The following is a 25,606-nucleotide window of genomic DNA, read 5'->3' as shown; positions in this document are numbered from 1 at the left end:
TCAGTACAGGGTGCGCAGGTGCTCCCAGAACCCCTCGCGCAGGCTGCGCCGCAGGTCCGACTGGCCGCGCAGGGAGTACTGCAACAGTCGCTCGGCCTCCACCAGCAGGTCCTGGTCCACCGAGCCCGGTAGGTAGGGGTGGCCGGGCAGCAGTTCGGCCAGGGCGTCCCGGCCCCGGGCGGGGAGCCACTGGGCGGCGATCTGCGCCCCCGCGAACCGCATCTGCTCCCGGGTGGGGCGCGGGACGTTCGGCTGGTCGTGCGGGACGACGGTCCGCCGGGAGACGTACGGTTTGAAGAACTCCAGGTCGAAGACGCGTTGGCTGTCCACCTCCCACAACAGTGGTTCGGCCTGGTTGCGTCCCTCGGGTGCCTCGACGCCCCACAGGTGCACCCGGGCCCCGTACCCCTGGGCGGCCTCCACCGCCGAGACGAGGTCCTCGTCCCCGCCGATCAGGGCCGCGTCGCTGATCGCGCGGTGCCGGGCGAGGGACTCCAGGTCGCTGCGGATCAGGGAGTCGACGCCCTTCTGCTGGTTGTTGGCGTTGAGGTTGCCGAGCCTGACCTTGACGTCGGGGAGTTCGGCGATGGACTGCTGCTCGGTGGTGTGGATGCGTCGTCGGGCGCCGTCGTACCAGTACACGCGCAGGAGCCGGCTGTCCGCGAAGATGGTGCGGGCCCGGTCGATGAGCGCTTCGATCAGTCCCTCGGCGTCGAGGTCGAAGGCCCGTCTGTCCTCGGTGCCCGCGACCAGGCGGCCCGCGGCCGCGTAGACGTAGCCGGCGTCCACGAAGATCGCGTGCGTGGCGGGGGTCTTCGCGACCTCGGCGACCATGCGGCGCAGCAGGTCGTTGGTGTGGTCGAGCCGGGCCAGCACGACGGCGAGCGCAGATTCCTCGTCCGCGCCTCCCTTCGCGCGGGGGTCCGCGTTCCGTGCCTCGGGGGATCCGTGCTCCGTGCCGTGCGGTGCTGGCCGGGGCGCGCCCGGTTGTTCCTTGCTCATCGTCTTCATTCTCGGGGCGGTCGCGGAGCGGACACAAGCCGCCTCCGACCAGGTCATTAGCCCATCGAAAATTTTCTTTAGTGTAGGGAATGAATCCGGCCCGCAGGGTGTTGGACCCTTCGTGACCGCACGGCCGGTTCCCCCTGCTCAAACGGGCCGGGACCGTGCGTCGCCCTCTTGGTGGACCGGCTCGCCTGGCACCGTCGCCGAACGGCGGGGATCATGGGTTGTCCGGTCCGCAGACCAGTTCTCCCCCTCGGGGGAGGATCACGCAGACGAAGGGAGAAGCCATGCGCTTCGAGATCATGCGCCTGAACGACGTCGACGGCACCGCCGAGGACTCGACCGTCGTGGACGCCGCCTCCGTCAACCGGATCGTGCAGCAGGCCGCAGCCGTGGGGCAGCGCCTGTACATCCGCCCGGCCGAGCCGTCCGCCTCGGGGGGGGGGTGCCCCCCCCCCCCGGGGGCCCCGGGCCCGACGTCCGGCGGACGTCGTACCGGGCCCCTCGGGCGGTGCGGGGGGCGTCAGGCTCCCTGGACGACCTGGGTGACGCCGTTGATGATCTGTTGCACCGCGATGGCGGACAGCAGCATGCCCGCGAGTCGGGTCACCAGGACCACGCCGCCGTCCTTGATGACCCGGATGACCAGCAGCGAATAGCGCATGGCGACCCAGAGCACCGCGTGGATGGCGAGGATCGCCGTCCACACCGACACCTGGGCGCCCACGGTGTCGGCCTTCTGCACGGCGAGGATCACCGAGACGATGGCGCCGGGCCCGGCGAGCAGCGGCATCCCGAGCGGGACGAGGGCGACGTTGACGTCCTTGGTCTGCTTCGGTTCGTCGGTCTTGCCGGTGAGCAGGTCCAGGGCGATCAGCAGGAGCAGCAGTCCGCCCGCGATCATCAGCGCGGGTACGGAGATGTGCAGATAGGTGAGGATCTCGTGGCCGAGCAGTCCGAACAGGACGATCACGCCGAGGGCCACGCAGACGGCCTGGAAGGCCATCCGCTTCTGGACGCGGGCGGGGCGTCCGGCGGTGAGCGCGAGGAAGATCGGGGTGATCCCCGGCGGATCCATGATCACGAAGAGGGTCAGGAACAGGGATCCGAACACAGCGAGGTCGAACACGGTACGTAGTGCCTTGCGGAAGGGAGCGGGCGCACTCGGGCGGCGCTCGGAGCGGTACGCGCGCCCTGGGGGTGGGCGCGTGAGCGGGGGTGGAGCAGTGCGGGGGGAGCGCAGGCGCACCGGACCGGGTCGTCCCGGCGCACGACGGCGCGGGGGGAAGGACGGTCGGGACGGCGGAGAGCGCTACGGGCGCATCGGTCCTCGGGACCGGTGTCAGCCGACGGTGCGGGGGGCTCCCCCGGCGCCGGGCACCGGGAAGGCGCCGGTCGCGCGCCGGGTGATCTCCCCGTAGATCTCGGGGTCCGTGGTGAACTCCCCGAGCACACAGGTCTTGCGGGTGCCGTGGTAGTCACTGGAGCCGGTGACCAGCAGCCCGAGTTCGGCGGCGAGTCCGCGCAGCCGGGCCCGGGTGGCGGGCTCGTGGTCCATGTGGTCGACCTCGATGCCGTCGAGGCCGGCGGCGGCGAGGGAGGCGATCACCTCGTCGGAGACGATCGCCCCGCGCCGTGCCGCACCGGGGTGTGCGAAGACGGTGACCCCGCCGGCGGCCTTGACCAGGCGGACCGCCTCGAAGGGGTCGAGTTCGTGCTTGGCGACGTAGGCGCGGGCGCCGTCGCCGATCCACTGGGGGACGAACGCCTCGGACACCGAGGCCACCACTCCCAGTTCGACCAGCGCCTCCGCGATGTGCGGCCGGCCCACCGAGCCGTCGCCCGCGATCCGGGCGACCTGTTCCCAGGTCACCGGCACCCCGAGTTCCTGGAGCCGGGTCACCATGCCGCGGGCGCGGGGCACCCGGTCGTCGCGGACCAGTTCGCGTTGGGCCAGCAGCTCGGGCTCGGCCGGGTCGAACAGGTAGGCCAGCATGTGCAGGCCGATGCCGTCGAGCCGGCAGGAGAGTTCGGCGCCGGGGACCAGGGTCAGCCCCTCGACCTCCGCCAGGGCGGCGACCGCCTCGGCGTGGCCGCGGGTGGTGTCGTGGTCGGTGAGCGCGATGACGTCGAGTCCGCCCGCGGCGGCCCTGCGGACCAGCTCGGCGGGGGTGTCGGTGCCGTCGGAGGCGGTGGAGTGGGTGTGCAGGTCGATGCGCACGACGGACTCCCAACCGACTCGGCCGTTCCCGGGGAACGCAGGACACGCGGACACCCAAGGATAACCGTCCGCGACCCCCCTGCGCCGTCCCGGGACTGTCGCCCTGGCCACACGCCCGGGGGAGCCCGCTCAGCGCGACAGCAGCCGCGGGGAGAGCGCCCCGCACGGCAACAGGTCCACCTCGGCGCCGGCGTCCCGCAGGTCGGTCAGCACCAGTTCCTCGTACATCAGCAGTCCGGACTGTTCCGGCCAGACCACCGCCCACAGCCACAGTCCGCGGGCCTCCCCGGCGAAGACCGCGCGGTCCGGCGGCGCGCCCGGGACGTGCCACAGCGGGGTGGGCCGGCCGGACGCCAGGACCTTGGCCTCGGGGGGCTTCTCCACGCTGATGTGCGGACCGGGGTCGGGGCCGTCCACTCCGGCGTAGCGGGCGCCGAGCCCGATGCCCAACTCCTCGGCGACGAGCAGCAACTCCCCCATGCCGCCGAGCGGTCCGGGGCCCGAGCAGGCCACCACGGTGGCCCGGCCGCCGCCGCGGTCGTCGCCGGCGTGGCCCACTCCGGTGAACAGCCAACCGACCGGGAGCGGCCACGGCATCCAGACGGGGACCCGGGCGCGGTCCACGACCACGCCGAGGGCTTCCACACTGGGCGGGATCACGGGCTGGAACGGCTGCACCGCGCCGTGCACGGCGCACTGCCAGGCATCGGCGAAGAGTCCGGGAGCCCTGACCCGGCCGCCGCACTTCGGGCAAGTGGGTTCGCCCCTCATACCGCCCAACGGTCCCCCTTGGCCGCCCGCGAGTCAAGGAAGATCAAAGGATGATCACCCGACTGCGCGGGGGCCCGGCGGGGCGGTGCGATCAGTCCAGCGGAACGCCCGCGCGCCACGGATCCCGCAGGTCGGTGCCGTGCGCCAGCCAGCGTTCGTGCAGGGCGCCCGCACCGTGCACCCGCTTCCACGCGGCCTCGTTCGGGGTCATCGGCAGCAGCGGCAGGAAGACGACCGGGTCCCTCGGCGGGTCGAGCTCCAGATCGGGGACCAGCCCCCCGGGTTCGGCCACCAGGACGGAGGTGAAGGGGGCTCCCGGCCAGAGCGGGGCGCCGGTGTCCAGCGAGGCGCCCGGGGCCACCACCACGCCCTCGACCTGGGGGCTGGCGGCCAGCACGGCCAGCGGGCGCAGCACCCGGTCGGTGTCGGCGCGTTGGCCGCGCACGGTGAGGACGAGTTCGGCGCGGGGACCGCGGTCGGGGTCGGCGAGCACCGCGGTCGGGTCGGTCATCGGCCGGGCGGACATGCCGAGGGTCGCGTACCGCACGTACCGCGCGCCGGGGTCGGCGGCCTCGGAGGCCGCGAAGCGGAGGACCTCGATGCGGTCGGTGCCGAGGAAGGTGACCGCGGCCCGGGCGTCCGGTTCGCCGAGAACCGTGCGCAAACGGGCGTCGACGAGCGCGAGAACATCTGGCATGCCGGTGAGCATAGGCGCGTCGCCCCGCGGTGAGGGACCGTCAGAATCCGCACGTCACGGGGGCGCGGGCCGGTGCGGGCGCCCCGGGCGGGGTGTCAGGGGTGCGTAGCGAACGGCGGGCGAGGGCCCTTGACACGTCAACCGGCTGCTAGTCTTGGCCGCTGTTCGGGGTGGTCTTCCCAGCCGCACGCATCGGCGTCGCGCTCGTGCCCCCGACGCCTTGGACATCCCTCACGGGGGACCGGCCGGAGGAGGTGGGGTTGTCATGGATCGAAGTCGACCGTGCAGTACGACCCGCTCTTCCCGCCGCTGTCGGTAGCTTCGCGGTTCCCGCCGGTCCGGTCCCCTCTCGACGGGCCGTCCGGTTCCCGGCCCCTTCCGCGTTCCCGGACCCGACCGTCCGGCCCGCCCGCTCGGGCACTCGATCGCGTGCCGGAAGAGCCGCCGTTCCCACCGGCCCGTACGGTCCGACCGTCCGCGTCCGCCTGCTCGGCCCGGTGTCCGCACGACCGCGCCGGTGACCCCGTTCGCCGGCGCCCCCGCAGTACCCGCAGTTGTGAAGCAGTAGCGACCAGCGAAGAAGCCGCCCCGCGACGGTGCGGTGCTCCCCGCTTTGTGGACGTGCCCGACATCGAGCGTCCGCCGGTCAGACGAGCCGGCGGAGCCTCCCGGATCGAGACGTCCCCATTCCGGGCAGTTCCACCCGTCGCCCGCGGCCACGGTGCGAAGGAGCCTTCCCATGTCGATGATCCGTGATCTGCGTGCCGCCGTACGGCCCGCCCACCGCAAGGACGACACCGCCTACGACACCACCCGGGACCCCGCGACGCCCTCCGCCATCGTGGACTGCGCCGTCTACCGCGACGGGCGCCGCGTCGACTCGGCGGAGTGCCTCACCCCGCACGGGGCGATGCTCCAGGTGCGCCGGGACGGCGGCTTCGCGTGGATCGGCCTGCACGAGCCGACCGAAGCCGAGTTCGCGGTGATCGCGGCCGAGTTCGGGCTGCACCCGCTCGCCGTCGAGGACGCGGTCCACGCCCACCAGCGGCCCAAGCTGGAGCGGTACGACGACACCCTCTTCATGGTCTTCAAGACCGTGCACTACCTGGAGCACGACGAACTCACCTCGACCAGCGCGATCGTGGAGACCGGTGAGGTCATGTGCTTCACCGGCCCCGACTTCGCCATCACCGTGCGGCACGGCGGGCAGGGCTCGCTGCGGGCGCTGCGCAGCCGCCTCCAGAGCGAACCGAAGTTGCTCGCCAAGGGCCCCTCGGCGGTGCTGCACGGCATCGCCGACCACGTGGTGGACGGCTACCTCGCGGTCGCCGAAGCGGTGCAGGACGACGTGGACGAGGTGGAGACGGAGGTGTTCACGCCGGGCCGGAGCGGGACCGCCCGCGGCGTGGACGCCGGGCGGATCTACCAGCTCAAGCGGGAGGTGCTGGAGTTCAAGCGGGCGGTGGCCCCGCTGGTGCGGCCGATGCAGTTGCTGAGCGAGCGGCCGATGCGGCTCGTCGACCCGGACATCCAGAAGTACTTCCGGGACGTGGCCGACCACCTGGCCCAGGTCCAGGAGCAGGTCCTCGGTTTCGACGAGCTGTTGAACTCGATCCTCCAGGCCAACCTGGCGCAGGCCTCGGTCGCGCAGAACGAGGACATGCGGAAGATCACCTCCTGGGCGGCGATCATCGCCGTGCCGACGATGGTGTGCGGGGTGTACGGCATGAACTTCGACCACATGCCCGAATTGCGCTGGCAGTACGGCTATCCGATGGTGCTCGGGGTGACGGTCGTGATCTGCTTCGCCATCCACCGCACCCTGAAGCGCAACGGCTGGCTGTGACCCGGCGGGCGGGTGCCGCCTACCCTGGGCCCATGACGCAATCACCGCTGGACCGGGCCCTCGTCGAGGAGAGCGCGAAGAAGTCCGGCCTGGTCTGGGTGCGGGGCGCCACCGGCCCGGACCGCCCGCTGTGGCACGTGTGGCACGAGGGCGCCGTGCACCTGCTGGGCGACGGACCCGGTGAGCAGCCGCTGCCGGGGTTGGTCGACGGGGGCGCCGTGACCGTCACCGTGCGCAGCAAGGACAAGGGCGGGCGGCTGGTCGCCTGGTCCGCCCGCGTGGTGGAGCTGCGCCCCGGGGGCGAGGAGTGGACGGCCGCGGTCGCCGCGTTGAAGGGCAAGCGGCTGAACGCGCCGGACGGCGAGGCGGCGCCCGAGCGGTGGGCGCGGGAGTGCCGGGTGGTGCGCCTGGAGCCCGGCGCGGTGGACCCCCGGGTGCCGACCGGTTCGCTGGCCGCGGCCCCGCCGGCGAGCCCGGTGACCACCCGTCGGCCGGTGCCGGCGGGGCTGCCCCGGCTGTTGTTCGGCCGGCGCGGGCGCTGAGCGGCGCCCCGAGGTCCCGTCAGGTGACCGGCAGGCCCCGCCCGTAGTCGACGACTTCGGACGGCTCGGGCTTCCGGAGCGGGAACTCCGCGTTCCAGTCGGTGAGGCTGAGGGTGCCCGCCTTCCCGCCGCGCACCAGGCGCAGCGGGAAGGGGCGGCCCTCCAGTGAGACGTCGAGGGTGCCGCCGGCGCCCTTGTCCCCGGTGAGCCGGATGCTCTTGGTGCCGCCGGTGCTGCCCCGTTCGCCCTTCTCCAGGGTGCCGTGCAGGGTGACCAGCCCGTCCAACAGCACGTCCATCGCGGCGAAGCCGCTCAGCCGTTGGTAGGTCGGGTCGTCGTCGGGCACCTTGACGTACTTGCCGTCCAGCTTCTCGGCGGCGGCCCGGTCGGCGGGGCCGGCGCCGTCCCCCTCGTGGGTCCAGAACGAGGAGTCGGCCTTCAGGTAGAGCTGGTCCTCCACCTTGAGCAGGCGGAAGGTGCTGTCCTTGGAGCGCACCGAGCCGGTGCCGCCCCGTTCGGAGAGCCGCATGTCCAGGCGGTAGCTCTCGTCCTTGACCAGGATGGTGCCCGACAGGCGCACCGAGGTCGCGGCCCCGGCGGCGGCCCGGGTCCGGCTCTGGATCTCGGCGGGCGTCAGCTTGCCGACGCCGTTGGTGCCCTTGTCGGGGTCCACCGGGTCGCTGCTGCTGCACCCCGTGAGGCCGGCGAGGACGGCCGCCAGGCCGGCGCTCGCCGCGCTCATCATCACCGCGCGCCGACCCCGGCGCAGGGGAACCGCTGACACAGACGGGGCTGCCTCTCGTACGGGGGCCGCCGCAATGAGGGGCGGTGGACCGCAGCGTACCGGTGTCGTGCACGCACTCCGGACCCAGCCTCACCGGCCGTGTGGACGGGCGGCGCCTACCCGGACGGGCTAGCCTGAAGCACGAATTACCGGACAAACAGCAAGAAGGGCCGCTTCGACACGGCGGCACGCGTTCACCCGGGAGGCACGGTCATGGCAGCGGGCGCCCGCCGGATCTTCGTCTCGCACCTGTCGGGCGTCACGGTCTTCGACCCCGGTGGGGACCACGTGGGCCGGGTGCGGGACCTGGTCGCGATGGTGCGGGTGGCGCACCGGCCGCCCCGGCTGCTGGGGTTGGTGGTGGAGCTGACCTCGCGGCGCCGGATCTTCCTGCCGATGACCCGGGTGACCGGCATCCAGGCCGGCCAGGTGCTCACCACCGGGGTGCTGAACGTCCGGCGCTTCGAGCAGCGGCCGACCGAGCGGCTGGTGTTCGGGGAGCTGCTGGACCGGCGGGTGCGGCTGGTGGAGACCGGCGAGGAGGTCACCGTGCTCGACCTGTCGGTGCGGCAGTTGCCGACCCGTCGGGACTGGGAGGTGGACCGGGTCTTCGTGCGGCGGGGCGCCCCGCACCGCACGGCGGGCTTCCGGCGGAGCAAGGGCGAGACGCTGACCGTCGGCTGGGACGCCGTCACCGGCTTCTCGCTGGACGAGCAGGGTCAGGGCGCGGAGACGCTGCTCGCCACCTTCGAGCAGTTGCGCCCGGCCGACCTGGCGAACGTGCTGCACCACCTGTCGCCCAAGCGGCGTGCCGAGGTGGCCGCGGCCCTCGACGACGACCGGTTGGCGGACGTCCTGGAGGAGTTGCCGGAGGACGACCAGATCGAGATCCTCGGCAAGCTCCAGGAGGAGCGGGCCGCGGACGTGCTGGAGGCGATGGACCCGGACGACGCGGCCGACCTGCTCGCCGAGCTGCCCGAGTCGGACCAGGAGCGGCTGCTGAGCCTGATGCAGCCGGGGGACGCGGCGGACATGCGGCGGCTGATGGCGTACGAGGAGCGCACGGCGGGCGGGTTGATGACGACCGAGCCGGTGGTGCTGCGGCCGGACGCGACGGTCGCCGACGCCCTGGCCCGGGTGCGCAACCCCGACCTCTCGCCGGCGCTGGCCGCCCAGGTGTACGTGTGCCGCCCGCCCGACGAGACGCCGACCGGCAAGTACCTGGGGACCGTGCACTTCCAGCGGCTGCTGCGGGACCCCCCGTACACGCTGGTCAGCTCGATCCTCGACGACGACCTCCAGGCGCTCTCCCCGCAGGACTCGCTGCCGGTGGTCGCCGGGTTCTTCGCCACCTACGACATGGTGGCCGCGCCGGTGGTGGACGACGACGGCTCGCTGCTGGGCGCGGTGACCGTGGACGACGTGCTGGACCACCTGCTGCCCGAGGACTGGCGCGAGCAGGAGTTCCACGAGCTGGCCCCGGGCCCCGGGGCGGACGACGAGGGGGCGCGCGGCCATGGCGAGTGAGCGGGAGCACCGGGAGCAGGCCCGGCCGCGGGTGCGGCTGGACCAGCCGTTGGCGCCGCGCAGACGGCTGTGGCCCGAGTACGACCCGGACGCGTTCGGCCGGCTGACCGAGCGGATCGCCCGGTTCCTGGGCACCGGGCGGTTCATCGTCTGGATGTCGTTCACCATCCTGTGCTGGGTGGTGTGGAACATCTGGGCGCCGGCCGGGCTGCGCTTCGACGAGTACCCGTTCATCTTCCTGACCCTGGCGCTGTCGCTCCAGGCGTCGTACGCGGCCCCGCTGATCCTGCTGGCGCAGAACCGGCAGGACGACCGGGACCGGGTCAACCTGGAGCAGGACCGCAAGCAGAACGAACGCTCGATCGCCGACACCGAGTACCTGAGCCGGGAGGTGGCGGCGCTGCGCACCGGCCTCGGCGAGGTCGCCACCCGGGACTGGATGCGTTCCGAGCTGGAGGGGCTGCTGAGGGAGCTGGACGAGCGCCGGCCCCGGGCCGCGGGCCCCGGGGAGGGGCGGCTCCCGGGGCGGGACGGAGCGGAGCCGTAGGTCCGGTCCGACGGTCTTGCCGGGCCCGCGTCCGGGCGCCGTACCATCGACGGTATGGCTACGGAAGACGCGGTGCGCGAGGCACTGGCGACGGTGAACGACCCCGAGATCCAGCGACCCATCACCGAACTGGGGATGGTCAAATCGGTGGAGATCGGCGCGGACGGCGCCGTCGCCGTGACCGTCTACCTCACGGTCTCCGGCTGCCCGATGCGCGAGACCATCACCACCAACGTGACCGAGGCCGTCCAGCGGGTCGAGGGCGTCACCCGGGTGGAGGTCCACCTGGACGTGATGAGCGACGAGCAGCGCAAGGACCTGGCGGCGGCGCTCCGGGGCGGGCAGGCCGAACGCGAGGTGCCGTTCGCCAAGCCGGGCTCGCTGACCCGGGTGTACGCGGTCGCCTCCGGCAAGGGCGGGGTCGGCAAGTCGTCCGTGACGGTGAACCTCGCGGCGGCGATGGTCGCCGACGGCCTGAAGGTCGGCGTGGTGGACGCCGACATCTACGGGCACTCGGTCCCGCGGATGCTGGGCGCCGAGGGGCGGCCCACCCAGGTCGAGAACATGATCATGCCGCCCTCGGCGCACGGGGTGAAGGTGATCTCCATCGGGATGTTCACCCCCGGCAACGCCCCGGTGGTGTGGCGGGGCCCGATGCTGCACCGGGCCCTCCAGCAGTTCCTGGCCGACGTGTTCTGGGGCGACCTGGACGTGCTGCTGCTGGACCTGCCGCCGGGCACCGGGGACATCGCGATCTCGGTGGCCCAGTTGGTGCCCAATGCGGAGATCCTGGTGGTGACCACCCCGCAGCAGGCCGCCGCCGAGGTGGCCGAGCGGGCCGGCTCGATCGCCGTGCAGACCCACCAGAAGATCGCCGGCGTGGTGGAGAACATGGCCGGGCTGCCCTGCCCGCACTGCGGGGAGATGGTCGACGTGTTCGGCACCGGCGGCGGGCAGACCGTCGCGGACGGGCTCACCCGCACCACCGGGGCGACCGTGCCGGTGCTGGGCTCCATCCCGATCGACGTCCGGCTCCGCGAGGGCGGCGACGACGGCCGGCCGGTGGTGCTCTCCGACCCCGACTCCCCCGCGGGTGCCGCACTGCGCTCCATCGCCGGCAAGCTGGGCGGCCGGCAGCGCGGGCTGGCCGGCATGACGCTGGGCATCACGCCCCGCAACAAGTTCTGAGCCGGTTCCGCCCGCGCCCGGTCCGGGCGCGGGCGGGGCGTCAGGCGTACTCCTCGATGCCCTCGACGGCCGAGAAGCCCAGCCCGTAGGCGCTCATGCCGCGCCCGTAGGCGCCCAGGTGCACGCCCCGGCGGGTGGTGCCGGCCAGCACCCAGCCGTAGGGGGACTCCCGGTAGTGGAAGGGCGTGGGCTCGCCGTCGACCGGCAGCGACAGCGAGGCCCAGTCCTCGCTGTCGAGGTCGTCGGCGAGGACCCACGCCGTTTCGGTCTGCTGCGCCATCCAGTCGTCCCGCAGGCCGTGGTCCATCTGCGCGGGCCAGGTGACGGCGAGGAGTCCCGAGCCGGCGAGCCAGGCCGCGGACGACACCGAGGTGGCCTCCAGGATCCCCGTCCCGTCGCCGGTCTTGCGCACCGGGTTGGCCGCGACGGTCACCACGACGGCGAACCGGTCCCGTTCGCCCGCGTCCCGGCCGTCCGCGGCGCGCAGTGCGGGCTGGTCGCCGTGGCCGATGGAGCCGTGCTCCACCACGCCCTCGGCGGAGGCCCCGGCCTGGAGCAGCCAACGGGTGCCGGTGAACGCCCCGTCGAGGCCGTACCAGGGGAACGGCGCCATCAGGAAGTCGTCGACCGTGCGGCGCACGGACGCGTTCGGTCGCACGCTCGCTCCGGCCGGTGTCTGCACACCCACCTGACTCGTCGTCTCCATCTGCGGACGCCTCCTCGCACTCGTCGGACCGGATGCGGCCCGCCCCCCTCGGGCGACCTGGTGTCGGCCCGCACGACGGCTGGGCCCTCCAGAAAGGCCCTAGGCAGAATAGCCACCCGGCCGGCCGCACCCACGGTTCCATCGCCCAACCGGCGGGCAAACCGGGCACGACCGGGCGAGCGGCGGCACGTCGAGGCCATGTCAGCGGCCCGGCGCCGCGGATGGACGCACCGGGGGCGTTCGGGGAGCACGGGGAGCGCGCCGGCTCCGTGCCCGGGGCGCACGACGCCCGCCCCGGGGCGGGCCGGGGCGGGCGTCAGGAACGGCGTCAGGTCGCGTCGATGTCGTACGGGGGACGCTCCCCGGCGGTGAGGTCCCGCTTCTTCACCAGATCGGGCCGCCCGGGGGCCCCGGACGGGGTGGTCCGGGAGCCCTCGTCGACGTCGGGCCGGTCGGACCGGTCGCCGTAGCCGTTCACCGAATCCGACAGTTCCGCCATTTCCTTGCGGAGGTCGAAACTGTTGCGGATCTCCTGGAGTCCCAGGTCGTCATTGCCGAGTTGCTTGCGCAGATAGGTCTTCGGGTTCAGGTCCTCGAACTCGAAGTCCTTGAATTCCGGGCCCAACTCGGTACGGATGTCCTCTTTGGCGCTGTCGGAGAACTCGCGGATCTTGCGGATGGTCCGCGAGATGTCCTGGATCGCCTTCGGCAGCCTTTCGGGGCCCAGGACGAGCATGCCGAGCACCACGATGGTCAGGACCTCGGCCCAACCTATGTCATTGAACACCTAGCGCTCCCTTGCGAAGTCCTCGGGCCCGCAGCGGTCCCCCTGGTCCCGGACCGCTCCCACGGTACCCGCCCACCCCGTGCGTCCGGTACTGCCCGTTCCGTGCCGGCGGGGCGGAAGGGTGCCGCGGTCAGTCGCCGCCCGACGCCCCCAGCACGAGCGCCACCCGGTGCTCCCGGCCGCCGCGTTCCAGGGTGAGTTGGAGCCGGTCGCCGGGGCGGTGCGCGCGGATCTTGACGATCAGTTCCTCGGCGGAGTGCACCCGCTGGCCGTCGACCTCGGTGATCACGTCACCGGGTCGAACGCCCGCCTTCGCGGCGGGGCCGCCCGGGAGCACCGCGGAGCCGCCGGCACCGTCCTCGGCGCCGACCCGGGCGCCGTCGCCGGTGAACTCCGTGTCGAGGGTCACCCCGATGATCGGATGGGTGGCCCTCCCGGAGTTGATCAACTCCTCGGCGACCCGTTTGCCCTGGTTGATGGGGATGGCGAAGCCGAGGCCGATGGAACCCGACTGGCCGCGCTCGGAGGCCGCGCGGTCGGCCGAGCGGATCGCGCTGTTGATGCCGATGACCCGGGCCCGGGCGTCCATCAGGGGGCCGCCGGAGTTGCCCGGGTTGATCGGGGCGTCGGTCTGGAGGGCGTCGACGTAGGAGACGTCGCTGCCGTCGCCCTTCTCGCCGCCGGCCGTGATGGGCCGTTCCTTGGCGCTGATGATGCCGGAGGTCACGGTGTTGGCCAGGTCGAACGGGGCTCCGATGGCCACCACCGGATCGCCGACCTGCACGTTGTCGGAGTTGCCGAGCGGCAGCGGTTTGAGCCCGGTGACCCCGGTGACCTTGACCACCGCGAGGTCGTAGCCGCTGTCCCGGCCGATGACCTCCGCCTCGGCGACCTCGCCGCCGCTGAACGTCACCGTGATCTCCCCCGCGGCCCCCGCGGGTTCGACCACGTGGTTGTTGGTGAGGATGTGGCCGCGTCCGTCCAGCACGAAACCGGTCCCGGTGCCCTGGTCGGAGCCGCCCCGCACGTGCAGGGTGACCACCCCGGGCAGGGAACGGGCGGCGATGCCGGCGACGCTGTCCGGGGCGCGGTCGGTGGGCTCGGGGCCCGCCTGGGGGAGTTCGACCCGGGTGGTGCGACGGGCCTCCAGGTGCGCCCCGGTCACCCCGCCGATCGCGCCGGCGACCAGGCCCAGCACCAGGGCGCCGACCCACAGCCCGCGGCGGGCGGGCGGCCGGCCACCAGGGGCGGGGGCGCCGGCGTGTTGGAGCGGGGCCGCGGCCCAGGGGTCGTAGCGCCCCCAGGCGCCGCCCTCGGCGGGGTACGGGGCCCCCGTCGGCGCGGTGGAGGCGGGCGGGGGCGGTGGGCTCGCGGGGACGCCCTGCGCCGGGGCGGCAGCGGGGTGTTGGACGGGGGGTGCCGGGGCCCAGGGGCCCGGCTCGCCGTAGGGCGGGGTGCCGTAGGGGTCCGGGGCGTGCAGCGGGCGGGGGTGGGCCCCGGGCGGCTGCGCGGGGTCCGGGACGGCGGGCCCGGGCGCGGGCCCCGGGCCGTCAGCGACCGGGGGCGCCTCGGGGGCGGGCGGCACGGTGGATGCCGGGGGCTCGGGGGGTAGACCCGCGCCGGTTCCTTCGGCAGCGGGGCCGTTCCACCCCGTCGGCTTGCCCTCGTCCATCGTCTCCCCACCCGGCCGCGCGGCGGTCACCGCTGGTGCTTGCTCTCCGCTGGACGCTCGCCCTCCCCGGCACGTCCCGTGCGGAATTCAACCAGGTCCCGTCGCGGCCCTGAAGCGCTCGGCCGTCCCGGGGTGGCCCCGGGACGGCTCGGTGCCCCGGTCAACGGGGCGTGCCGGGTCCCGGGGCGGGGGTGGGTCCGGGGGCTGTGGCCCGGGGGGAACGGGGGATGCCGAGCAGGGGCCCGTCGACGCCGACCGTGCCGTTCCCGACCTGGGTGGCCCGGGAGGGGGGACCGTTGACCTTCCCCAGGGGATCGGTGGGATCCGGCGGGGGGACGAGCGGGAAGGGCGAGCGCACCGCCGGGACGGGGTGCAGCAACGGGGAGATCGCCGAGGCGCCCGCGAGCAGCGGCGCGGCCAGTGCCTGGACCGCAGCCAGTGAACGACCCGGGGGGAGCACCCCGGGCAGCAGCGGTGCGGTGACCGAGGCGGGGGCCACCGGCGCGGCGAGCGCCCCGCCGGTGCGCTGGCCCAGCATCGGGGTGGCGGCCCGGCGGCGCTGGGCGTCACCCACCGGGACGCCTCCGCCCTGGGTGCGCAGGGGGGTGACGTTGTTGCTGCTGGGGCCCCGGGCGTCACCGCCGTCGACGGGTGCGGTGATGGTGCTGACCCCGCCGAGGGCGATCGCGGCGAGGGAGACGGCCCCGGCGGCGGCGAAAGCGAAGCGGCGGCGGCCCCGCACCGCGGGCCGCTCCCCCTCGGGTCGGACCACGGGGTGGATGCGGAAGCCGGTCTCCGGGCCGCCGGGGAGCGCCGCGGCGTAGCCGAAGGCGTCACCGCTCGACTCGAACACGGGGCCGGCGGACAGGCCGCCGCCGGGCAGGCCCTGGAGCCGAGCCAGGAAGCTGTCGGAGAGCGGCGGTGGCTCGGCCTGCGCGAAGGCGGACTTCACCCGGCGCTGCTCGTCCGCCTCGGCCTTGCACCGGGGGCAGGTGGCGAGGTGGGCGAGGACGCGGTCGCGGGCGTCATGGCCCAGCTCGCCGTCGACGAACGAGGCGAGCCGGTCGCCGAGGTGCTGCTCGACGGGTGTGGGACGTGTTCCACTCACGCGGACGCGCCTCCTCCTCCCAGGGCGGGGACACCGGTGGCCACGGGCTGGCGCCGCTCGGCGCGGGCCTGCGGGGACCGGTGCTGGAGGGCCTTGCGCAGCTGGGAGCGGCCGCGGTGGATACGGCTGCGGACCGTACCGAGCTTGACGCCCAGGGTGGCGGCGATCTCCTCGTAGGACAGGCCCTCGATGTCGCAGAGGACCACGGCGGCACGGAACTCCGGCGCGAGGGTGTCCAGCGCCTGCTGGACGTCGGCGTCGAAGTGGGTGTCGTTGAACGCCTGCTGGGGGGAGGGCTCACGGCTGGGCAGGCGCTCCGCGGCGTCGTCCCCGAGGGAGTCGAAGCGGATGCGCTGCCGGCGGCGCACCATGTCCAGGAAGAGGTTGGTGGTGATGCGGTGCAGCCAGCCCTCGAAGGTGCCGGGCGAGTACGTGGACAGCGAGCGGAAGACGCGGACGAAGACCTCCTGGGTGAGGTCCTCGGCGTCGTGCTGGTTGCCCGTGAGGCGGTAGGCGAGGCGGTAGACGCGACCGCTGTGGGTGCTGACGATCTCCTCCCAGGTGGGCGGAGTCCACGCCGGGGCGTCCGCGCCGGCGGTGAAGGTCGCGGTCGAGGCGGAGCGGTCGGCGTGGTCAGCGGTGTAGGTCACGGATTTCGGCTCACCCACCGATCTGAGAAGGCGCCGCAGCACTCCTCCCCTATCCGCAGGCGCAGCCGCACCTCCCCTGTCGGCTCTGGTGGTGTCCAGTGGAGCCCCTACCATAGCCACCCCGCCCGTTAGCTCCGGATAAGCAATTTTACGTGAATTTGGTACGTGGTTCTGGTCATGCGTCGGGGCCCGCCGCCCGGTTCGAACCATTCCCGACCCCCGTTGTTCCGTGATTCGCGTCGCACCTCGTCCCCCACCCTCCATAACGCCTGGTCCCATCTGCGGGTTCCCGCCCCCAGCGGATACAGTCACGGCCAGGCATCCCAGGGGGACAGGAGAGGGTCATTACCGGCAACCGGCAGACGGGCTTGGCGTTCGCTGACGCCTTTGTCGCCGAGGAAGAGGCGCTGCACTGGGCCCGGGACCGGGCCCGGGAGGTCGCGCTGCGCCCGGTGTCGCCCTCGACCGGCGCCGCCCTGCGGATGCTGGCCTCGACGGTGGCCGCCAAGGCGGTGGCGGAGATCGGCACCGGCACCGGGGTCTCCGGCATCCACCTGCTGCACGGCATGCGTCCGGACGGGGTCCTCACCACGGTGGACCAGGAGCCGGAGCGCCAGCAGTTCGCCAAGCAGGCGTTCCGCCTCGCGGGGTTCGCCAGCAACCGGGCCCGGTTCATCCCGGGGCGGGCGCTGGACGTGTTGCCGCGGCTCGCGGACAGCGGCTACGACCTGGTCTTCTGCGACGGCGACCGACTGGAGTGCCTCGACTACCTCGAAGAGTCGCTGCGGTTGCTGCGACCCGGCGGGCTGGTCTGCTTCGAGGGGGTCTTCGCCGACGGGCGGACCGTGGACTCGGGGCCGCAGCCGGCGGAGGTGCTCAAGCTGCGCGAGTTGGTGCGCGGGGTGCGGGAGAACGCGGACCTGGTGCCCTCGCTGCTGCCGGTGGGGGACGGACTGCTGTGCGCGGTGAAGCGGTGACCACCGCCCCCTGAGGCACCGGGTGCGGGCGCCGCGGACGCACCGTACGCACCGCGCGGTGGCCGTGGCGCACGCCACAGGCGCGGGGCACGGACTTCGCCCAAACAGCCGCCCCGGCACCGCGTACGATGCCGGGGCGACCGGAAGACTTCACAGGCCGGGCCTCAGTGTCAGCCGACGACCTTCTTGAGGGCGTCGCCGAGCGCGTCGGCCTCGTCCGGGGTCAGCTCGACCACGAGCCGACCGCCGCCTTCGAGCGGAACGCGCATGACGATGCCCCGCCCCTCCTTGGTCACCTCGAGCGGGCCGTCACCCGTCCGCGGCTTCATGGCCGCCATGCTCGTTCCCCTTCCTGAAACCAGCTCATCGTCAGCCGCCGGCGCTCCCTTTTCCACGGCGGGCGTCCGGCATCGAACACATTGCTTCCCGGCCATTATCCCGCATGGCAGGACCCGATGACCAACATCGGTCGGCATCGCTTGGGCAACGCACGCCCGCAAAACCACTCAATTCGGCGACGTGGGCGGGATACCGGGCGCTCCACGGCGTCCCCCGGAGGTGTCGGGAGGGCGCGATTCTTTGATGCAGGTCACATGCAGACGGGCGGTGATCTCCGTCATGCTGGCCTCGGACCGCGCTCCCCGGTCGCCCCGCGCCCCGTCGGGAGCCCCACTCGGAGAGGACCCGCCATGGCCGACACCGTGCTCTACGAGGTGAGCGACGGACTCGCGACGATCACCCTGAACCGCCCCGGGGCGATGAACGCCCTGGACACCGTGACCAAGGTCGCGCTGCGGGACGCAGCCGAGGAGGCCGCGGCGGACGGCGGGGTGCGGGCGGTGCTGCTGACCGCCGCCGGCGACCGCGCCTTCTGCGTGGGCCAGGACCTCAAGGAGCACGTGGCGACGCTCGCCGCGAGCCGGGCCGCCGGCGACGGCGGGTCCATGCGCACCGTGCGGGACCACTACAACCCGATCCTGCGGGCGCTGACCGGGATGGCCAAGCCCGTGGTCGCGGGGGTGAACGGGGTGGCGGCCGGGGCGGGCTTCGGATTCGCCCTGGCGGCGGACGTCCGGGTGGTCGCCGACACCGCGACCTTCACCACGGCCTTCGCCGGGGTGGCGCTCAGCGCCGACTCCGGGCTCTCGTGGACGCTGCCGCGGGTGGTGGGGCCCGGCCGCGCCGCGGACCTGCTGCTGCTGCCCCGGCCGATCACCGCCGGGGAGGCGTACGACTGGGGCATCGCCACCCGGGTGGTCCCGGCCGCCGACCTGGCCGCCGAGGCCCGGCGGGTCGCCCGGGAACTGGCCGGGGGGCCCACCCTGGCCTACGCCGCATTGAAGGAGTCGCTGGCCTACGCCCAGTCGCACACCCTGGCCCAGTCCCTGGAGAAGGAGGACGAGCTCCAGAGCCGGGCCGGTGCCTCCGAGGACCACGCCGGCGCCGTGGCCGCCTTCGTCGACAAGCGAACCCCGCGGTTCCTCGGCCGCTGAAGCGAGCCCGGGCCCGTCAGGTGCCGGCGGGGCCCGAGCCGGAGCGCGCCCAGCACTGCGCGAGGTGGTCGTTGACCAGCCCGCACGCCTGCATCAGGGCGTAGGCCGTGGTGGGTCCGACGAAGCGCAGGCCGCGGGCCTTGAGCGCCTTGGCCAGGGCGGTGGACTCGTCGGTCACGGCGGGCACGTCGGCGAGCGAGCCGGGGGCCGGACGGGCGGTCGGGTCGGGCGCGTGGGACCAGATCAGCGCGTCCAGCTCGCCCGTGAACCAACCGGCGAGGACCCGGGCGTTGGCGAGGGTCGCCTCGATCTTGGCGCGGTTGCGGATGATCCCCGCATCGCCCAGCAACCGCTCGGCGTCGGCGTCGGTGAAGGCCGCGACCGCCTCGATCGAGAAGCCGGCGAAGGCCCGCCGGAAGCCCTCGCGGCGGCGCAGGATGGTGATCCAGGACAGCCCCGATTGGAACGCCTCCAGGCACAGCCGTTCGAACAGCGCGTCGTCGCCGTGGACCGGCCGGCCCCACTCCTCGTCGTGGTAGGCGACGTAGTCGGCACTGGAGAGTCCCCAGGGGCAGCGGGGGCGTCCGTCCGGGCCGGGGACCGCGCCCTCGGCCGCGGCGCTCACGCCGCGTCCTCGGGGGTCGGGCCGGCGGCCGGCCCTTCGGGGCCCCCGTCGGCGGGGTCCTCGGGCCGCCGGTCCTGCGGGCCGGCGGCGCGTGCCGCCCGGGCACCGGCCAGCCGTGCCTCCAATTCCTGGATGCGGGCGTCCCGTTCGGAGAGTTCGGCACCGAGCCGACCGAGCGCCTCGTCCACCTCCGCCATCCGGTAGCCGCGCAGGGCCAGCGGGAAGCGCAACGCGTCCACGTCCGCGCGCCGCACCGGACGGTCCGGCGGCAGCGGTTGCGCGTACCGCTCGGGCGGCACCGAGGACAGGGGCCCGCCCTCGCCGCCCCCCACCACGGCGAGCGTCACCGCGCCGACCACGACGACGAGCGCGAGCAGCAGGAACAAGAACATGACCATCTCGGCGGCCCCAGGTCCGGTCGCCGGCCCGGAGCCGGCACGAAAGGTGTCGGCCCCGATCGTGCCATGCGCCACCGACGGTTAAGGTCGCAGGCGACGATCAACGGCACCACGGCCCGGCCGGACGCGCGCCCGGGCCGCACGCACCGGAGGGACACCACAGATGCTCAGGCTGGGCCAGCGCACGTTCGAGGCGCACGAGCCGGTGATCATGGCGATCGTCAACCGCACCCCGGACTCCTTCTACGACCGGGGCGCGACGTTCCGGGACGAGCCCGCGCTGGCGCGGGTGGCGCAGGCCGTCGAGGAGGGGGCCGCCATCATCGACATCGGCGGGGTGAAGGCCGGCCCGGGCGAGGAGGTCACGACCGAGGAGGAGGCCCGGCGCACGGTCGGGTTCGTGGCCGAGGTCCGACGGCGCTTCCCGGACGTGGTGATCAGCGTGGACACCTGGCGGCACGAGGTCGGGGAGGCCGTCTGCGAGGCCGGCGCCGACCTGCTGAACGACGCCTGGGGCGGGGTCGACCCCGCCCTGGCGGAGGTCGCCGCCCGGTACGGGGCGGGCCTGGTGTGCACCCACGCCGGCGGCGCCGAGCCGCGGACCCGGCCGCACCGGGTGGAGTACCCGGACGTGATGGCCGACGTCCTCGACGTGACGGTGGGGCTGGCCGAGCGGGCGGTGGCGCTCGGGGTGGACCGGGAGTCGGTGCTCATCGACCCCGGGCACGACTTCGGGAAGAACACCCGCCACTCCCTGGAGGCGACCCGACGGCTCGACGAGATGGTGGCGACCGGCTGGCCGGTGCTGGTGTCGCTGTCCAACAAGGACTTCGTCGGGGAGACCCTCGACCGCCCGGTCAAGGAGCGGTTGATCGGGACCCTGGCCACGACCGCGGTGTCCGCCTGGCTGGGGGCGCAGGTGTACCGGGTGCACGAGGTGGCCCAGACCCGGCAGGTGCTCGACATGGTGGCGTCCATCGCGGGTCACCGCCCGCCGGCGGTCGCCCGGCGGGGGCTGGCCTGACCTCCCGGTACGGACGCCCGTACCGGGGGCGGCCGCACCTCAGCGGGCGATCTCCTTGGTGACCAGTTGCACGGCCTCCTCGACGCTGTCGGTGACGTGGAAGAGCAGGAGGTCCTTCTCGGCGGCCTTGCCGCTGGCGATCACGGTGTCGCGGAGCCAGTCGACCAGCCCGTTCCAGTAGGCGGAGCCGAACAGCACGATCGGGAACCGGGTGACCTTGCCGGTCTGGACGAGGGTGAGCGCCTCGAAGAGCTCGTCGAGGGTGCCGAAGCCGCCCGGCAGGACGACGAAGCCCTGCGCGTACTTCACGAACATCGTCTTGCGGACGAAGAAGTAGCGGAAGTTCACCCCGATGTCGACGTGCGGGTTGAGCCCCTGCTCGAAGGGCAGTTCGATGCCCAGGCCGACGGAGACGCCCTTCGCCTCCCGGGCCCCCTTGTTCGCGGCCTCCATGGCCCCCGGGCCGCCACCGGTGATCACCGCGAAACCGGCGTCCACCAGGGCGTGGCCGATCCGCACCCCCGCCTCGTACTCGGGGGTGCCGGGGCGGGTGCGGGCGGAACCGAACACGCTGATGGCGCTCGGGAGTTCGGCGAGCGCGCCGAAGCCCTCGACGAACTCGGCCTGGATGCGCATGACCCGCCACGGATCGGTGTGCACCCACCCGGAGTCCTGCCCGGTGTCCAGCAACCGCTGGTCGGTGGTGCCGGGCTGGACCTGGCCTCGACGGCGCACCACGGGGCCGACGATCTGCTCCTCCGGCGGACCCTGCGCTTCCGGAACGCCCATTGAACTCCCCTTCCGCTGACGGTGTTGCTGCTTCAGCCTAGATCCACGGGGATGACCGGCGGCGGAATTCCGGGTGTCCGGGGGACTGCTGTGCGATCGCGCACCCCGATCAGGCGGTGAGCCAGCCCCGCAGCCGGTCCTCGGCCGCCAGGATCTTCCCGGTGTGCACGCGTTCGTCCCGCTTGTGCGCCAGGTGCGGATTGCCCGGTCCGTAGTTCACCGCGGGCACCCCCAGCGCGCTGAACCGGGAGACGTCCGTCCAGCCGTACTTGGGCATCGGGGTGCCGCCCACCGCCTCGATGAAGGCCCGTGCCGCGGGGTGGGAGAGCCCGGGCATGGCGGCCCCGCTGTGGTCGTCCACCACGAACTCGTCCACCCCGCAGTCGGCGAACACCTCCCGCACGTGGGCGAGGGCCTCCTCCTCGCTGCGGTCGGGGGCGTAGCGGAAGTTCACGGCGACGGTGCAGAGGTCCGGGATGACGTTGCCGGCCACCCCGCCCTCGATGCGGACGGCGTTGAGTCCCTCGCGGTACTCCAGGCCGTCGATGATCGGGTACCGCGGCTGGTAGGCGGCGAGCCGGGCCAGGATCGGGGCGGCGGCGTGGATCGCGTTGGAGCCCAGCCAGGAGCGGGCGGAGTGGGCGCGTTCGCCCCGGGTGCGCAGCAGCACCCGCAGGGTGCCCTGACAGCCGCCCTCGACCTGCTGGTCGGAGGGCTCCAGCAGGACCGCGAAGTCGGCCTCCAGCCACTCCGGGTGGGCCTCGGCCACGTGCCGCAGTCCGTTCCGCTCCGCGGCGACCTCCTCGTTGTCGTAGAACACGAAGGTGAGGTCGCGGTTGGGTACGGGGACGGTGCGGGCGATCCGCAGTTGGACGGCGACGCCCGACTTCATGTCGCAGGTGCCGCACCCCCACAGCACGCCCTCCTCGTCGAGCCGGGAGGGGACGTTCTCCGCGATGGGGACGGTGTCGATGTGGCCCGCGAGCACCACCCGCTCGGCGCGGCCCAGTTCGGTGCGCGCGATCACGTTGTTGCCGTACCGGTGGACCGTCAGGTGCGGCAGCTCGCGCAGGGCCGTCTCGATGGCGTCGGCGAGCGGCTCCTCGGTGCCGCTCTCGGACGGGAAGTCGACGAGTTGGGCGGTGAGCAGCGCGGCGTCCTGGTCCAGGTCGAGGGCGGTGCGGGGTGCTTCCCCGAGCGGGCGGGCGGTGTCGGCGGGGCGGTCAGCAGGGGTGCGGTCCATGGACCCCCACCCTAGTGCCCGGGCTCCCGGCCCCGGCGGACGGTGCGAGGGGCGCACGGGATCTGGGGGTGCGCTCCCCCGCCGGGTACGGTGGGCGCGTGTTCGACGCCCCTGTTGCCCCTGATCGTCCCGGCCGGCGCCGTGCCCCGCGCCGCCGCCGTCCGGCCCGCCTCGGGGTGGCGGTGACCGTGCTGGCCGCGCTGGCCGGTTACCTGGCGGTGCACCAGGCGAGCGGCGGCCGGGGCGGCGCGTACTGCACCGTGGTGTCGGGCAAGGGCGACGGCGCGGCGTACCGGTTCTCCTCCGAGCAGGCGGTGAACGCGGCGACCGTCGCCGCGGTCGGGACCGCCCTCGGGATGCCCGAGCGGGCGGTGACGATCGCGCTGGCCACCGCACTCCAGGAGTCGGCGCTGGTCAACATCGAGCACGGCGACCGGGATTCGCTCGGCCTGTTCCAACAGCGGCCCTCCCAGGGGTGGGGCACCGCGGAACAGATCACGGACCCGGTGTACGCCTCGGCGGAGTTCTACGAGCACCTGGAGGCGGTTCCGGGCTACTCGCGGCTGCCGCTGACGGTCGCCGCGCAGCGGGTGCAGCGCAGCGGGTACCCCCAGGCGTACGCGAAGCACGAGCCGGACGCCACCCTGCTGGCGGCGGCCCTCACCGGACGCTCCGAGGCCACCTTGACGTGCGCCGACGGCGGGGTGCGGGCGAAGGGCTCGCCGGCCGGGGTGCGGGCCGCGCTGGTGCGGGACTTCGGCCAGGAGGCGCTGGCGCCGGCGGGCGCAGAGGTGCCGGGGGCGGGCGGCGGGTCCGCCGCGCCCTCCCCCGCGCCGGCGGAGCCGGGCGCGCGGGAGGTGGTCCTCCCGGTGTCGGACGGGCCCGGCGGCACGGCCGGCGTACGGCAGCGGGGATGGGAGCTGGCGCACTGGGCGGTCGCCAACGCGGCGGCGCTCGGCATCGAGGAGGTGACCTACGCGGGACGGCGGTGGACCCCCGGCACGGTCTCCGGTCGCTGGCCCGCGGTGGGCGGCGCGGACCTCTCGCGCGTCCGAATCGTCACCGGACAGTAGCGCCGCGCTTCACTCGCGCGGGCGATCCGGACCGGCTCGGACGGCGGGCGGACGGGGGGCCGGCAACCGCGCCCCGCGCACGCCCCGGGAACCGGTCGGTCCCCTTGGGAACACCGGGTCCCGCGCCCTTGGACGGCCCCGTTCCGGCTCGCCTGCGCCCGTTCGTGCGTCCACCGGATTATGCGATGCGTTACCGATTCTTTGCCTTCGGTCGCCGCAACCTCCCGGGGCGTCCGTTCGGTAGTCACGGCGTCCGAGGGCCCGCCGGGTCGACGGACTTACGTGAACGCCTGCCGAAGGAGCATCATGTCCCTCCCCCTGTCCCGCCGGATCGCCCGTGTCGCCCTGCTCGTGGCGGCGGGAGCGGCGCCCGTGGTCGGTGCGGCCGGCTCCGCGAGCGCGGTGGACCTCCCGATGAACACGCCCGTCAGCGGCCTCGGTGCGCTCGACAGCGCCCAGGTCGCCGAGACCGTGGACGGGGCGACGACCAACACCACCGGGGTCGCCGGGAACACCGGCAGCAAGGTCGTCAAGAAGGCGGTCCCCCAGGCCGGCAAGGCCGTGGGCAAGGGCGCGAAGAAGGCCGCCCCGGCCGCGCAGAAGGCCACCGGCGGCGCGGGCGGCCTGCTCGGCGGGCTCACCGCCGGCAAGAGCGGTCTGCCGCTCGGCTGACGGTCGCCGGCCCGGGAGGAGACGGGGCCCGGGGCGCGGGATGCGCGCCCCGGGCTCCCGTGCGTCAGGCGAGTCGGGCGACGGCGGCGGCGATCCGCTCGTCGGTCGCGGTCAGGGCGATCCGCACGTGGCGGGCGCCCGCCTCGCCGTAGAAGTCGCCGGGGGCCGCGAGGACGCCCAGCGCCGCCAGGTGGGCGACGGTGTCCCAGCAGGGTTCGTCGCGGGTGGCCCACAGGTACAGGCTCGCCTCGCTGTGGTCGATGCGGAAGCCGTGGGCCTCCAGCGCGGGGCGGAGCGCGGCCCGACGGGCGAGGTAGCGCTCGCGCTGCTCCGCCACGTGCGCGTCGTCGGCCAGTGCGGCGACCACCGCGGCCTGGGTGGGGGCGGGGGTCATCATCCCGCCGTGCTTGCGCAGTTGGAGCAGCGGGCCGAGCACGGCCTCGTCACCGGCGATGAACGCGGCCCGGTACCCGGCCAGGTTGGAGCGCTTGGACAACGAGTGCACGGCCACCAGGCCGGTGTGGGAGTCCCCGCACACATCGGGGTGCAGCACCGACACCGGGTCGGCCTCCCAGCCCAGCTCCAGGTAGCACTCGTCGGAGAACACCAGGACGCCGTGGGCCCGGGCCCAGGCCACGACCTCGGCGAGTTCGGTGCGCGACAGCACCCGCCCGGTCGGGTTGGACGGGGAGTTGAGCCACAGCAGCTTGAGGTCGGTGGGGTCGAGGTCGCGCGGGTCGTCGTAGGTGACCGGCACGGCCCGGGCGAGTCGGGCGCCGACCTCGTAGGTGGGGTACGCCAGGCGGGGGTAGGCGATCCGGTCGCCGGGGCCCAGGCCCAGGTGGGTGGGGAGCCAGGCGACGAGTTCCTTGGAGCCGACGACCGGCAGCACGCCCCGGTGGGTCATGCCGCGGGCGCCGAGCCGCCGCTCGCACCAGCCGGTGAGCGCGTCGCGCAGCTCCGGGGTGCCCCAGACCGTCGGGTAGCCCGGCGAGTCGGCCGCGGCGACCAGGGCCTTCTGGATCAACTCCGGCACCGGGTCCACCGGGGTGCCGACGGAGAGGTCGACGAGACCGTCCGGGTGGGCCGCGGCGGTGGCCTTGTAGGGCTCCAGCCTGTCCCAGGGGAAGGCGGGGAGACGGTCGACGGGCGCTTCGGTCGCGGACACGGTGCGGATCGCTTTCTGCGGAGCGGGTGGGAGGGGCGTCGGGCCCCACCGACACCGCGGTCCCGCACGGCGGCTGCCGTACGGGACCGGATG

27 protein-coding genes and 1 pseudogene are annotated in these 25,606 nt (G+C 73.9%); 11 read left to right on the top strand and 17 right to left on the bottom strand.

What is annotated here, in order from left to right; genetic code table 11:
- Positions 1-1,002, bottom strand: a complete 1,002-nt coding sequence (locus ABT092_RS07730; RefSeq protein ID WP_351240919.1) for an NYN domain-containing protein — start codon at positions 1,000-1,002, stop codon at positions 1-3.
- A 290-nt stretch (positions 1,003-1,292) separates the two neighbouring features.
- On the opposite strand from ABT092_RS07730, the pseudogene ABT092_RS31005 reads away from it, so the two are divergent.
- Positions 1,293-1,442: pseudogene (locus ABT092_RS31005) on the top strand (DUF8834 family protein); the annotation flags it as partial.
- An 86-nt stretch (positions 1,443-1,528) separates the two neighbouring features.
- On the opposite strand, the gene ABT092_RS07725 reads toward ABT092_RS31005, so the two are convergent.
- From ABT092_RS07725 to ABT092_RS07710, 4 genes are all read right to left on the bottom strand, one after another.
- On the bottom strand, positions 1,529-2,134 hold the full coding sequence (locus tag ABT092_RS07725) for a MarC family protein (protein WP_351240917.1): 606 nt from the start codon (positions 2,132-2,134) through the stop codon (positions 1,529-1,531).
- A 213-nt stretch (positions 2,135-2,347) separates the two neighbouring features.
- The gene (locus ABT092_RS07720) at positions 2,348-3,226 is read right to left on the bottom strand and encodes a PHP domain-containing protein (protein WP_351240915.1); all 879 of its coding nucleotides are present in this window, start codon (positions 3,224-3,226) and stop codon (positions 2,348-2,350) included.
- Positions 3,227-3,355: 129 nt separating this feature from the next.
- Complete coding sequence (locus ABT092_RS07715) at positions 3,356-3,997, bottom strand: DUF6758 family protein (RefSeq protein ID WP_351240913.1); 642 nt, start codon at positions 3,995-3,997, stop codon at positions 3,356-3,358.
- Between the two features lie 91 nt (positions 3,998-4,088).
- Positions 4,089-4,694, bottom strand: a complete 606-nt coding sequence (locus ABT092_RS07710) for a suppressor of fused domain protein (protein ID WP_351240911.1) — start codon at positions 4,692-4,694, stop codon at positions 4,089-4,091.
- Positions 4,695-5,433: 739 nt separating this feature from the next.
- Between ABT092_RS07710 and ABT092_RS07705 the strand changes: the two genes are divergently transcribed.
- Positions 5,434-6,540, top strand: coding sequence for a magnesium and cobalt transport protein CorA (locus ABT092_RS07705; protein WP_351240909.1), 1,107 nt, complete (start codon positions 5,434-5,436; stop codon positions 6,538-6,540).
- A gap of 32 nt (positions 6,541-6,572) precedes the next feature.
- Positions 6,573-7,082, top strand: a complete 510-nt coding sequence (locus ABT092_RS07700) for a hypothetical protein (protein ID WP_351240907.1) — start codon at positions 6,573-6,575, stop codon at positions 7,080-7,082.
- 19 nt (positions 7,083-7,101) lie between these two features.
- Here the strand turns inward: ABT092_RS07700 and ABT092_RS07695 are convergent, their stop codons facing one another.
- Entirely contained in the window at positions 7,102-7,866 is a 765-nt protein-coding gene (locus tag ABT092_RS07695) for a hypothetical protein (protein ID WP_351240905.1), read from the bottom strand.
- A gap of 213 nt (positions 7,867-8,079) precedes the next feature.
- Between ABT092_RS07695 and ABT092_RS07690 the strand changes: the two genes are divergently transcribed.
- From ABT092_RS07690 to ABT092_RS07680, 3 genes are read left to right on the top strand one after another with little or no spacing between them, the layout of a single operon-like run.
- A complete protein-coding gene (locus ABT092_RS07690) occupies positions 8,080-9,393 on the top strand; it encodes a magnesium transporter MgtE N-terminal domain-containing protein (protein WP_351240903.1) in 1,314 nt (437 codons plus the stop codon).
- A complete protein-coding gene (locus tag ABT092_RS07685) occupies positions 9,383-9,940 on the top strand; it encodes a DUF1003 domain-containing protein (protein ID WP_351240901.1) in 558 nt (185 codons plus the stop codon). The genes ABT092_RS07690 and ABT092_RS07685 overlap by 11 nt, the downstream gene beginning before the upstream one ends.
- Before the next feature lie 54 nt (positions 9,941-9,994).
- On the top strand, positions 9,995-11,128 hold the full coding sequence (locus tag ABT092_RS07680; protein ID WP_351240899.1) for an Mrp/NBP35 family ATP-binding protein: 1,134 nt from the start codon (positions 9,995-9,997) through the stop codon (positions 11,126-11,128).
- Positions 11,129-11,168: 40 nt separating this feature from the next.
- Here the strand turns inward: ABT092_RS07680 and ABT092_RS07675 are convergent, their stop codons facing one another.
- From ABT092_RS07675 to sigE, 5 genes are all read right to left on the bottom strand, one after another.
- The gene (locus ABT092_RS07675; RefSeq protein WP_351240897.1) at positions 11,169-11,834 is read right to left on the bottom strand and encodes a hypothetical protein; all 666 of its coding nucleotides are present in this window, start codon (positions 11,832-11,834) and stop codon (positions 11,169-11,171) included.
- Positions 11,835-12,162: 328 nt separating this feature from the next.
- Positions 12,163-12,621, bottom strand: a complete 459-nt coding sequence (locus ABT092_RS07670) for a sec-independent translocase (RefSeq protein ID WP_351240895.1) — start codon at positions 12,619-12,621, stop codon at positions 12,163-12,165.
- A gap of 130 nt (positions 12,622-12,751) precedes the next feature.
- Positions 12,752-14,293 carry a S1C family serine protease gene (locus tag ABT092_RS07665; protein WP_351240979.1) on the bottom strand — a complete coding sequence of 514 codons (1,542 nt, stop codon included), beginning with the start codon at positions 14,291-14,293 and terminating at the stop codon, positions 12,752-12,754.
- A gap of 160 nt (positions 14,294-14,453) precedes the next feature.
- On the bottom strand, positions 14,454-15,401 hold the full coding sequence (locus ABT092_RS07660) for an anti-sigma factor family protein (protein WP_351240893.1): 948 nt from the start codon (positions 15,399-15,401) through the stop codon (positions 14,454-14,456).
- Positions 15,398-16,165, bottom strand: a complete 768-nt coding sequence (sigE, locus tag ABT092_RS07655; RefSeq protein WP_351240891.1) for an RNA polymerase sigma factor SigE — start codon at positions 16,163-16,165, stop codon at positions 15,398-15,400. Before sigE ends, ABT092_RS07660 begins: the two co-directional genes overlap by 4 nt.
- Positions 16,166-16,371: 206 nt before the next feature.
- Here sigE and ABT092_RS07650 point away from each other — a divergent pair, with 206 nt between their 5' ends.
- Positions 16,372-17,028, top strand: coding sequence for an O-methyltransferase (locus tag ABT092_RS07650; RefSeq protein WP_351240977.1), 657 nt, complete (start codon positions 16,372-16,374; stop codon positions 17,026-17,028).
- A gap of 170 nt (positions 17,029-17,198) precedes the next feature.
- Here the strand turns inward: ABT092_RS07650 and ABT092_RS07645 are convergent, their stop codons facing one another.
- On the bottom strand, positions 17,199-17,366 hold the full coding sequence (locus ABT092_RS07645; RefSeq protein ID WP_003966491.1) for a DUF3117 domain-containing protein: 168 nt from the start codon (positions 17,364-17,366) through the stop codon (positions 17,199-17,201).
- Positions 17,367-17,717: 351 nt separating this feature from the next.
- On the opposite strand from ABT092_RS07645, the gene chcB reads away from it, so the two are divergent.
- Complete coding sequence (chcB, locus tag ABT092_RS07640; RefSeq protein ID WP_351240889.1) at positions 17,718-18,521, top strand: 2-cyclohexenylcarbonyl CoA isomerase; 804 nt, start codon at positions 17,718-17,720, stop codon at positions 18,519-18,521.
- 16 nt (positions 18,522-18,537) lie between these two features.
- Here the strand turns inward: chcB and ABT092_RS07635 are convergent, their stop codons facing one another.
- On the bottom strand, positions 18,538-19,146 hold the full coding sequence (locus ABT092_RS07635) for a DNA-3-methyladenine glycosylase I (RefSeq protein WP_351240887.1): 609 nt from the start codon (positions 19,144-19,146) through the stop codon (positions 18,538-18,540).
- Positions 19,143-19,544, bottom strand: coding sequence for a DivIVA domain-containing protein (locus tag ABT092_RS07630; protein WP_351240885.1), 402 nt, complete (start codon positions 19,542-19,544; stop codon positions 19,143-19,145). Before ABT092_RS07630 ends, ABT092_RS07635 begins: the two co-directional genes overlap by 4 nt.
- A 163-nt stretch (positions 19,545-19,707) precedes the next feature.
- Here ABT092_RS07630 and folP point away from each other — a divergent pair, with 163 nt between their 5' ends.
- A complete protein-coding gene (gene folP, locus ABT092_RS07625) occupies positions 19,708-20,568 on the top strand; it encodes a dihydropteroate synthase (protein WP_351240883.1) in 861 nt (286 codons plus the stop codon).
- Positions 20,569-20,607: 39 nt separating this feature from the next.
- On the opposite strand, the gene ABT092_RS07620 is transcribed toward folP, so the two are convergent.
- Together ABT092_RS07620 and dapE are read right to left on the bottom strand one after the other, a co-directional pair.
- A complete protein-coding gene (locus ABT092_RS07620; protein WP_351240881.1) occupies positions 20,608-21,357 on the bottom strand; it encodes an LOG family protein in 750 nt (249 codons plus the stop codon).
- A gap of 109 nt (positions 21,358-21,466) precedes the next feature.
- A complete protein-coding gene (gene dapE, locus ABT092_RS07615; RefSeq protein WP_351240879.1) occupies positions 21,467-22,600 on the bottom strand; it encodes a succinyl-diaminopimelate desuccinylase in 1,134 nt (377 codons plus the stop codon).
- A 98-nt stretch (positions 22,601-22,698) separates the two neighbouring features.
- On the opposite strand from dapE, the gene ABT092_RS07610 reads away from it, so the two are divergent.
- Together ABT092_RS07610 and ABT092_RS07605 are read left to right on the top strand one after the other, a co-directional pair.
- A complete protein-coding gene (locus ABT092_RS07610) occupies positions 22,699-23,673 on the top strand; it encodes a heavy metal transporter (protein WP_502968399.1) in 975 nt (324 codons plus the stop codon).
- A 306-nt stretch (positions 23,674-23,979) separates the two neighbouring features.
- Positions 23,980-24,345: an ATP-binding protein gene (locus ABT092_RS07605; RefSeq protein WP_351240877.1), complete on the top strand. Its 366-nt coding sequence runs from the start codon at positions 23,980-23,982 to the stop codon at positions 24,343-24,345.
- A gap of 64 nt (positions 24,346-24,409) precedes the next feature.
- On the opposite strand, the gene dapC is transcribed toward ABT092_RS07605, so the two are convergent.
- On the bottom strand, positions 24,410-25,513 hold the full coding sequence (gene dapC / locus ABT092_RS07600; protein ID WP_351240875.1) for a succinyldiaminopimelate transaminase: 1,104 nt from the start codon (positions 25,511-25,513) through the stop codon (positions 24,410-24,412).
- Positions 25,514-25,606 lie beyond the last annotated feature (93 nt).

Source organism: Streptomyces sp. NPDC002490, from assembly GCF_040296045.1.
In the GTDB taxonomy this organism is placed as follows: Bacteria; Actinomycetota; Actinomycetes; order Streptomycetales; family Streptomycetaceae; genus Streptomyces.
Note: the sequence above shows the minus strand (reverse complement) of the source record. Positions and strands in the feature narration are given on the sequence as shown.

Coding starts and splice junctions, on each gene's coding strand:
- ABT092_RS07730 (WP_351240919.1), bottom strand. CDS start 1,002: ATGAGCAAGGAACAACCGGGCGCGCCCCGGCCAGCACCGCACGGCACG.
- ABT092_RS07715 (WP_351240913.1), bottom strand. CDS start 3,997: ATGAGGGGCGAACCCACTTGCCCGAAGTGCGGCGGCCGGGTCAGGGCT.
- ABT092_RS07710 (WP_351240911.1), bottom strand. CDS start 4,694: ATGCCAGATGTTCTCGCGCTCGTCGACGCCCGTTTGCGCACGGTTCTC.
- ABT092_RS07705 (WP_351240909.1), top strand. CDS start 5,434: ATGTCGATGATCCGTGATCTGCGTGCCGCCGTACGGCCCGCCCACCGC.
- ABT092_RS07700 (WP_351240907.1), top strand. CDS start 6,573: ATGACGCAATCACCGCTGGACCGGGCCCTCGTCGAGGAGAGCGCGAAG.
- ABT092_RS07690 (WP_351240903.1), top strand. CDS start 8,080: ATGGCAGCGGGCGCCCGCCGGATCTTCGTCTCGCACCTGTCGGGCGTC.
- ABT092_RS07685 (WP_351240901.1), top strand. CDS start 9,383: ATGGCGAGTGAGCGGGAGCACCGGGAGCAGGCCCGGCCGCGGGTGCGG.
- ABT092_RS07680 (WP_351240899.1), top strand. CDS start 9,995: ATGGCTACGGAAGACGCGGTGCGCGAGGCACTGGCGACGGTGAACGAC.
- ABT092_RS07675 (WP_351240897.1), bottom strand. CDS start 11,834: ATGGAGACGACGAGTCAGGTGGGTGTGCAGACACCGGCCGGAGCGAGC.
- ABT092_RS07665 (WP_351240979.1), bottom strand. CDS start 14,293: ATGGACGAGGGCAAGCCGACGGGGTGGAACGGCCCCGCTGCCGAAGGA.
- sigE (WP_351240891.1), bottom strand. CDS start 16,165: ATGGTAGGGGCTCCACTGGACACCACCAGAGCCGACAGGGGAGGTGCG.
- ABT092_RS07645 (WP_003966491.1), bottom strand. CDS start 17,366: ATGGCGGCCATGAAGCCGCGGACGGGTGACGGCCCGCTCGAGGTGACC.
- chcB (WP_351240889.1), top strand. CDS start 17,718: ATGGCCGACACCGTGCTCTACGAGGTGAGCGACGGACTCGCGACGATC.
- ABT092_RS07630 (WP_351240885.1), bottom strand. CDS start 19,544: ATGGTCATGTTCTTGTTCCTGCTGCTCGCGCTCGTCGTCGTGGTCGGC.
- folP (WP_351240883.1), top strand. CDS start 19,708: ATGCTCAGGCTGGGCCAGCGCACGTTCGAGGCGCACGAGCCGGTGATC.
- ABT092_RS07620 (WP_351240881.1), bottom strand. CDS start 21,357: ATGGGCGTTCCGGAAGCGCAGGGTCCGCCGGAGGAGCAGATCGTCGGC.
- dapE (WP_351240879.1), bottom strand. CDS start 22,600: ATGGACCGCACCCCTGCTGACCGCCCCGCCGACACCGCCCGCCCGCTC.
- ABT092_RS07605 (WP_351240877.1), top strand. CDS start 23,980: ATGTCCCTCCCCCTGTCCCGCCGGATCGCCCGTGTCGCCCTGCTCGTG.